The sequence below is a fragment of the Gluconobacter japonicus genome (genome assembly GCF_002723975.1).
Taxonomy (GTDB): Bacteria; Pseudomonadota; Alphaproteobacteria; order Acetobacterales; family Acetobacteraceae; genus Gluconobacter; species Gluconobacter japonicus.
The window spans coordinates 21,466-29,355 of record NZ_BEWO01000029.1 but is presented as its reverse complement, the minus strand read 5'-3'; the positions used below and the strand labels follow the sequence as shown (position 1 = coordinate 29,355).

The window sequence follows — 7,890 nt, the reverse complement described above, 5'->3', positions numbered from 1 at the left end:
AAAAACACCGCGCTGACATTCAGGAACGTTCGACGTTCGCCGGATAATGGCTTTCTTACGTGAATGCTCGTGTGGGCTCACGTAGTGAGTCCAGCCCGTTAGCTGGGAGTGGAGAGCAAGGTTACACCCATGCGATACCGTACGACGAACTGATCCCCCTATAACGCAGCGTTGAAGAAGTGCGTATTTCCGGCTGTTTAGTTTGTGACCCATCCATGAATTGGGAAGATCTCTTGGGGGATGCCGGGGACGGTGGAAGAAGTCCCAGATGGTCAATATCCCGTATCGCGGTTCAGATAGGCCGCTTCTTCTGATCGACAGAACAGAAGAGCCACCAGCCCAGAGCGTGCGTCGCAAGTGGTTGGTGCTCGCCATGCTCACCCGCTACGCGGCCTGTGCGTGGCTCCGCTCCCGGCGCTGCGCACCGCACTTGCGCCACCCACTCCGGCCCGGTCGGCGGGAAGGTATCAAGGAGAAGGAATAGGGAGAGAGTAAACGCTCTTCTTCCAACGCCTTGCACCTGATCCCGACCAACCCAGCAAACTGGCTCCCGACCCTCAGAAGAGGCGTCGGGCGTAGCCGTTTGGACGGAGTGCGCCACCATGTCCATGTCTGTCTCGCAACTCAATCTGTTTGACACCACTGTCCTGTCCGGTGAACTCGCTGCCCTCTGGTCTCTGGATGATGACCAGCCCATACCGGAAGTCTCGGTCCCATGCCCTCAGACCTTCCGCATCCCGCAGCGGGATTTTCGTCTGAAGGGCGTGCGTGGTCTGGCTCAAGGCTGGAAAGCGCGTGCCGAGGCCAACCTCGCAGCAATTGCCCTTCTCGGTGAACTTGAGCGCGAAGACCGTAATGCTACTGAGGCAGAGCAGGACGTGCTCGCCCGTTTTACAGGTTTTGGTGCGGGTGAACTCGCCAACAACCTCTTCCCGCCCACAGGCAAAGAGGTGCGCAAAGGATGGGAAAGTCTTGCTTCAGAACTAGAACAACTTACGACGGAAACTGAAAGGGCTGGTCTGCAACGTGCGACGCAGTATGCCCACTACACCCCGGAACTGATTGTTCACTCGCTGTGGGACATGGCCCTGCGTATGGGGTTTCGGGGCGGTTCAGTGCTTGAACCGGGGTGTGGCACGGGGCTCTTCATTGCCGCACGACCTGAAAAACTGGAAGGCAAGATCGCCTTCACAGGCATTGAAAACGACCCCATCACTGCCCGTATCGCGCGCAAGCTCTACCCGAACCAATGGATCCGCAGTGAGGACTTCACGCGAGCCCAGCTCCCACAGGGCTATGATCTGGCGATTGGCAATCCCCCGTTCAGCAACCGCACAGTGCATGGTCGTGAGGGACTGGAGAGGCAGGGTCTGAGCCTCCATGATTTCTTCATCGCCCGTTCGCTCGGTGCTCTGCGTCCAGGCGGGATCGCCCTGTTCGTGACCTCTCGTTACACATTGGACAAGACGGATCCGAATGCCCGACGGATCATTGGCGAGAGCGCAGACCTTCTTGGCGCTGTACGTTTACCTGAAGGCGCAATGCGTGACGATGCCGGGACAGATGTGGTGGTCGATATCCTGGCATTCCGCAAACGAGAAATGGGGGAGGAGCCGTCAAACGAGAGCTGGGTTGAAACTGCAGACATCCCAGACTCAGATGAGGGGAATGGTCCGCTCGTCATAAACCGGTATTTCCATGACCATCCCGAACAGGTGCTCGGCAGTCATATCTGGACGACAACGCAGTTTGGTCCCGGTTACACATGCTCTGCCACCGCCGGCGCTGAACTAGACCTTCTTCTTCCGCAAGCCCTGAACCGGATAGCACCCAACACGCATTTCCTCCCCCCACGCGAGGCCCGCATTGTCCGACCAGCCGGTGAGGGCGTCACTATTGGAACTGCAGCAAGTGGGGCGGACCTCAAGGAGGGAAGCTACTTTGTTGATCGGAGTGTGCTGCACCAGATCATTGAGGGACAGGCGCAGATCGTGCCGATCCGCAAGGCAGGACAGACAGAAGGGATTTTTGCCAAACATGCGCGGATCATTCGTGCGCTGGTGCCCATCCGTGATGCCGCGCGAAGTGTGTTGCGGGCGCAGATGCAGAACCTGCCTTATGGAGCGCAGCAGCGCACTTTGAAGACGGCGTACCAGAGTTTCGTGCGAGAGTTTGGCCCCATCAATCATACCCGCACCACGCTACGCGAGAACCCTGAAACTGGGAAAACACGCGAAACCCAGCGGCGTCCAAATCTGCAGCCTTTTATGGATGATCCTGACGTCTGGCTGGTGGCTTCGATTGAGGAGTATGACGAACGCACGGACACGGGCCGCATGGGGCCGATATTCTCTGAGCGTGTCATTCATGCACCGACAGAGCCTGAAATACACGGAGCCCATGACGCGCTGGCTGTGTCCCTGCATGAAACGGGCCGTGTGGATCTGCCTCTCATTGCCGAACTGCTGGGACGGAGTGAAGCCGATACGTTGGCTGAACTGGGTGAGAGCATTTACCTCGATCCGGAACGCAGCGCGCAGGGCAGGGACGTCTGGGTCACGTCTGATGAGATGCTCTCAGGTGCGGTGCGCACCAAACTGGCGCTCGCACGCGAGGCCGCACATCATGATCAGCGGTATGCACGCAATGTCATCGCCCTTGAAGGTGTGCAGCCTGCTGATCTGCGTCCCTCTGAAATTACAGCCCGTCTGGGAGCACCGTGGTTGCCCGTCACGGACATTCAGGACTTCGTACAAGAGGTCATGGGGATTGCAACAACCGTTCGTCATACCCCGGAAGTGGCATGCTGGAGTATCAATCGTGCGCCGTTTCTGTCTCGCGCTGAAGCAACATCCGTCTGGGGCACGGAACGACGCAATGCAGCGGAACTACTGGAAGACGCGCTCTCTCAGTCTATTCCCAAAATATGGGATCATTGGCGCGATGAAAATGGCAACGAACGACGCGAACTCAATACGCAGGAAACGGAAGCGGCTAAAGAAAAACTCGCTGCTATCAAAAGCGCGTTCGAAAAGTGGGTGTGGCAGGATCCCGACCGCTCTGACCGTCTCGTAAAGCTTTATAACGAGACCTACAACAACCTTGTGCCGCGTGCCTTTGATGGCAGTCATCTGCGTCTGCCTGGAGCGAGCAGCACGATTACCTTGCGTGCTCATCAGAAGCGCGTGGTGTGGCGGATTATTGCCTCAGGGCGCACCTACATGGCCCATGCTGTAGGGGCAGGAAAAACCTTTTCCATGGCGGCTGCCGTGATGGAGCAGAAACGCCTTGGACTGATCAGTAAGGCCGTTATCGTGGTTCCCGGCCACTGCCTTGCACAGATGGCGCGTGAATTTCTCATGCTCTATCCCACGGCGAGAATTCTCGTGGCGGACGAGACAAATTTCGTCAAAGCCAAACGCCAGCGTTTTATTGCCCGCGCAGCAACCGAAAACTGGGATGCGATCATCATAACCCATGACGCTTTCAAGTTTATTCCAGTTGAGGCGGGGTTTGAACGGGAGATGATTGAAGACCAGATTGCGTCATATGAGGCCATTCTGTCTGGCCTGGATGGCGATGACCGCATCTCCCGCAAGCGCATTGAACGCATGAAAGAAGGGATGGAAGCAAAGCTGGAAGGGTTGGCTGCCCGCAAGGATGATTTGCTGCACATGGGTGAAATCGGGATTGATCAGATCCTTGTCGATGAAGCCCAACTGTTTCGGAAACTGTCCTACGCCACCAATCAGTCCGATCTGCGAGGTGTCGATCCCAATGGCTCTCAGCGTGCATGGGATCTTTTCGTAAAAACGCGTTTCCTTGCGAAGACTGACCCAACACGTCCACTGATCATGGCTTCAGGTTCGCCGATTACGAATACGATTGCCGAATTGTGGAATGTCGGACGGTATATGGATCTGGATGCTCTTGTCGCCCGCAATCTCCACGAATTTGATGCTTGGGCAGCCAACTTTGGGGAAACACGCACCGAACTGGAGCTTCAGCCCAACGGTCTCTACAAACCGGTCACGCGCTTTACCGAATTCGTCAATGTGGCCGATCTGATGGCCATGTATCGTGACTTTGCGGACGTCGTTCAGTCAGACGAGTTGGCACGATATGTCAAACTGCCCTCTGTTAAGGGCGGCAACAGACAGATTGTGGTGGCCGAAAGCACAGAAGACTTTCGGGCATTCCAGCAGACCCTTGCAGAACGGATGCGCGCGATTGAAGCCCGTTCAGGTCGCCCTCAGAAGGGGGACGACATCATTCTGAGTGTGATGAATGATGCCCGGCATGGCGCGATCGATCTCCGGTTCATCGCACCATGGGCGGATAATGACCCACATTCCAAGCTGAATGTGATGATCCGGAAGGTGTTTGAAATCTGGCATGAGACATCTGCCAATCGTTACACCAATCCCGAGACGGGCAGGGCCTATGATTTGCCGGGAGCGGTGCAGATGATCTTTTCCGACCTCGGCACGCAGACCTCACAGAGCAAGCGCGGGTTCTCGGCTTATAACTGGATCAGGTCAGAGCTGATCCGCATGGGTGTTCCGGCAGAGCAGATTGCCTTCATGCAGGACTACGACAAGGCAGCAGCCAAGCTGCGTCTGTTTGGTGATCTCAATGCAGGCCGCAAGCGTATCCTGATCGGTTCAACAGCCACAATGGGAACGGGAGTGAATGCGCAACAGCGCCTGAAAGCCCTGCATCATCTCGATGTGCCCTGGCTCGTCGCTGACATCATGCAACGGGAAGGTCGGATCGTGCGTCAGGGCAACCAGCACGAGGAAGTGGAAATCTACGCATACGCCCAGCAGGGATCTGTGGACGCCACCAACTGGCAACTTCTTGAGCGCAAGATGCGCTTTATCGGACTTGCGATGTCGGGAGACCGGACCATCCGTCGGATTGAGGATGTTGGCGGTGAAGGCAACCAGTTTGCAATGGCCAAGGCGCTGGCATCAGGTGACATGCGTCTGATACAGAAGGCTGGCCTGGAAGCCGATATCGCGCGTCTTGAGCGTTTGCAGGCCGCGCATTTCGATGATCAGTTCAATGTGCGGCGCCAGATCCAGAGAGCTGAACGCGACATCCAGACAGCGCAGACACGCATTCCGAAAATTGAAGCGGCAATAGGCCAGCGTGTGTCCACGAAAGGGGAGGCGTTTGCGCTGCACCGTGACACCACGGTGGTTGAGAGCCGTGAGAAAGCTGGGGCATGGATCCTGTCGCAGGCGCGGCTTGCTGAACGGGAAGGCCGGACCGGGCAGTGGAGCATGGGTCGGATCGCCGGATTTGAAGTGATGTGCGAAGCTCATGAACAGCAGTTCAGAACGTCCGACAAGAGAAAACCAGAAGTAGTCTCCTCCATCTATCTGGATACACCTGCAGGAGAAATCGAGGTCGAGACGGATCGTGAGACCAAGCCTCTGGGACTGATTTCACGGATTGAGCACGCAGCCTTACGTCTGGACAGCGATCTGGCTGAAGCACGTCGCAGTCTGGATGAGGCACAGCGCCGACTGCCAGCTTATCGCGCACGCGAAGGACTGCCTTTTGCGGAAGCCGCGGACCTCAAAGCCAAATGTGCTGAGCTGTATGCACTGGATGCCGAGCTGGAAGCAGAAGGCAAGGAAGAGGGAACCGCACTGAAATTGGCCTCAGCCAATGATGATGCTGCTTCTGACGTTGGAGAGAAAATAGAGGAGATGGCCTGAGAAAAAAGGAAAACAGAAATCCGAAAAGGAAGGGCGCGCCACAGGCCGCCCACCCGCCGCAAGGGTACGCCCCGTTCCGGGGCCTCGCTGACGCTCGCCCTTGCCCCGTGTGCGCGTCTGCGGCGGTGCCGAAGGTATGAGGTCAGAAAATTACACCTCATGACCCTGAAAGTGAGGAGCGTATCATGACGGAACTTCGCCGCGTCGATCCCAGAACACTCGTACCAAACCCGAACAATCCACGTAAGACCCAGCCAGATGCTCGTGCGGAACATCAGCTTGCGCTGAATATCAAGACAGTGGGCCTGATTCATGCGCCCTGCGTGCGGGAACTTGAAGATGGTCGGTTGATGATTGTCGCTGGTCACAGACGGGTGCGGGCCTGTATTGCTGCGAAACTGGACGAAATTGACGTGCATGTCCGTTCTGGTGATGAAAAAAGCGATACGATGGCCGCTGTTGCCGAGAACGTCGTGCGTGCCGACATGGCGGAATCCGAACAATGGCGTGGTGTGCTGGATATGCGCGAGAAGGGCGCTTCTGATACAGAAATCTGTCGGGCTTTTATGGTCACACCAGCCTATCTCCGTGGCCTGATGCTGTTATCCCAGATTCATCCGCCCATTATTGCGGCAATAGATGGTGGGATTGGGCCTTCCTATACGGAACGGAACGCAATTGCGCGCACGCCGCTGGAGCGCCAACGCGATGTATGGGCCGAAATCTGGGCGGAAAGCGCTGACGAAGGATCAGATCCGGCCGACTATGAGATGAGTAGGGAAGATGCCGCACATTTCGACTGGTCGGACTTTGTAAGATATCTTGATCAGGTCGAGTTATATGCTCGCAACTACGAGTTTGACGACGAGACTGCCAAAGAAGCTGGTGTCGTCTGGGAAGAAGATCTCTTCGGGCAGGGTGGAGAAGATAATCGATACTGCACCCAATATGCCGCTATGTTTAAGGCGCAGCAGATCTGGGCCGAAAAAACCAGACCTGAAGGAACCATTTACCTCCAGAGCAACGAATACGGGGAAGGAATTGCACCAGACGGATACCGGAAGGTGGGGTCCTGGGAAATGGAACGGGACGGAGATATCCCGGCGATCTGGGTTAACCCACGCACACTGCAGATTCAAAAAGGGCGGTTACGCGAACTGGGAGAACAGTCAACCCGCAGGACAGAAAGTGACGCACTTTCTTTACCGTCAGCCCAAAACCCCGAAAAACCTAAAGAGCGCGCTGATATTTCAGGCACAGGGCTTAAAATTATCGGTGAGGTCCGTACTCAGGCATTGCGAGAGGCACTGGCAGCGGCCCGCGAGAGCGCGGACCCATGGGATCTGATAGGGGCGTTCCTGCTGGCCCTGAGTGCTGACAATGTGAATATCCATGGAGATAACACTTATGATCCCTATGGTGCGGCTTCCGAACGGGGCCGGGCCGTTGCAAGTGTCTTTCCAGAGGGCGTGCTCGTGCGCGATCCGGCAGTGCTCCGGAACGCTGCTCTTGAAGTGCTCTGCAGTTTCATGAACTGCGAGGTGAGCATGCATAGTGGAAGTGGACTGCCTGCCCAGATTCTTGGTGTGCTGTTCAATGCCGATGCCCATATGCCGACGATGGCTTTTGAGGATTTCCTCAAGACTTACAGCAAACCTGGGATTACCAAGGCAGTCCAGGCTGAAGGACTGGAAGAAAAACCCACGGGAAAGGCCATGCGTGAAGCCTTGATGGCGCATGTTGGTGAAAAACGCTGGGTGCCCGAACCTGCGACGTTTGCAGCCGGCATTCCGGCATGGAAAGCCAAAATAGAAAAACAGGCAGCGCGTGCGGCAGCACGGGCCCAATTGGACGCACAGACTGAAGAAGATGATGAGATCGATGACCAGTCATCAGACATGGAACTCTGTGACGAACAAGATGTGGCTGAAGCTGATGAAGAGACGCTGACACCTGAGGAAGACGTGTCAGCAGATGACACATCGTCTGTGTCTGAGACGACTTCCTCACACACCGAATTACCAGATGATCCACGCATACCGACACAACTTGCAGAGCTGGCGCGCAAGATGCCTGAGCATCTTGAAATCATCATGGTCTGACAAATACAGGCGGCCCATCGAACGGGCCGCCTTTTTTATGTCCATCCAGAGACATGTTT

The 7,890-nt window shown here is 56.2% G+C and carries 3 protein-coding genes; all 3 read left to right on the top strand.

From position 1 onward, the window contains the following. Positions 1–268 precede the first annotated feature (268 nt). The 3 genes from GJA01_RS15155 to GJA01_RS13260 all read left to right on the top strand — a co-directional run bounded on the left by GJA01_RS15155 (position 269) and on the right by GJA01_RS13260 (position 7,831). Complete coding sequence (locus GJA01_RS15155; RefSeq protein ID WP_145993796.1) at positions 269–484, top strand: hypothetical protein; 216 nt, start codon at positions 269–271, stop codon at positions 482–484. Positions 485–602: 118 nt separating this feature from the next. Continuing rightward, complete coding sequence (locus tag GJA01_RS13265; protein WP_082785182.1) at positions 603–5,729, top strand: DEAD/DEAH box helicase family protein; 5,127 nt, start codon at positions 603–605, stop codon at positions 5,727–5,729. A 185-nt stretch (positions 5,730–5,914) separates the two neighbouring features. Next, the gene (locus tag GJA01_RS13260; protein WP_062502538.1) at positions 5,915–7,831 is read left to right on the top strand and encodes a ParB N-terminal domain-containing protein; all 1,917 of its coding nucleotides are present in this window, start codon (positions 5,915–5,917) and stop codon (positions 7,829–7,831) included. Positions 7,832–7,890 lie beyond the last annotated feature (59 nt).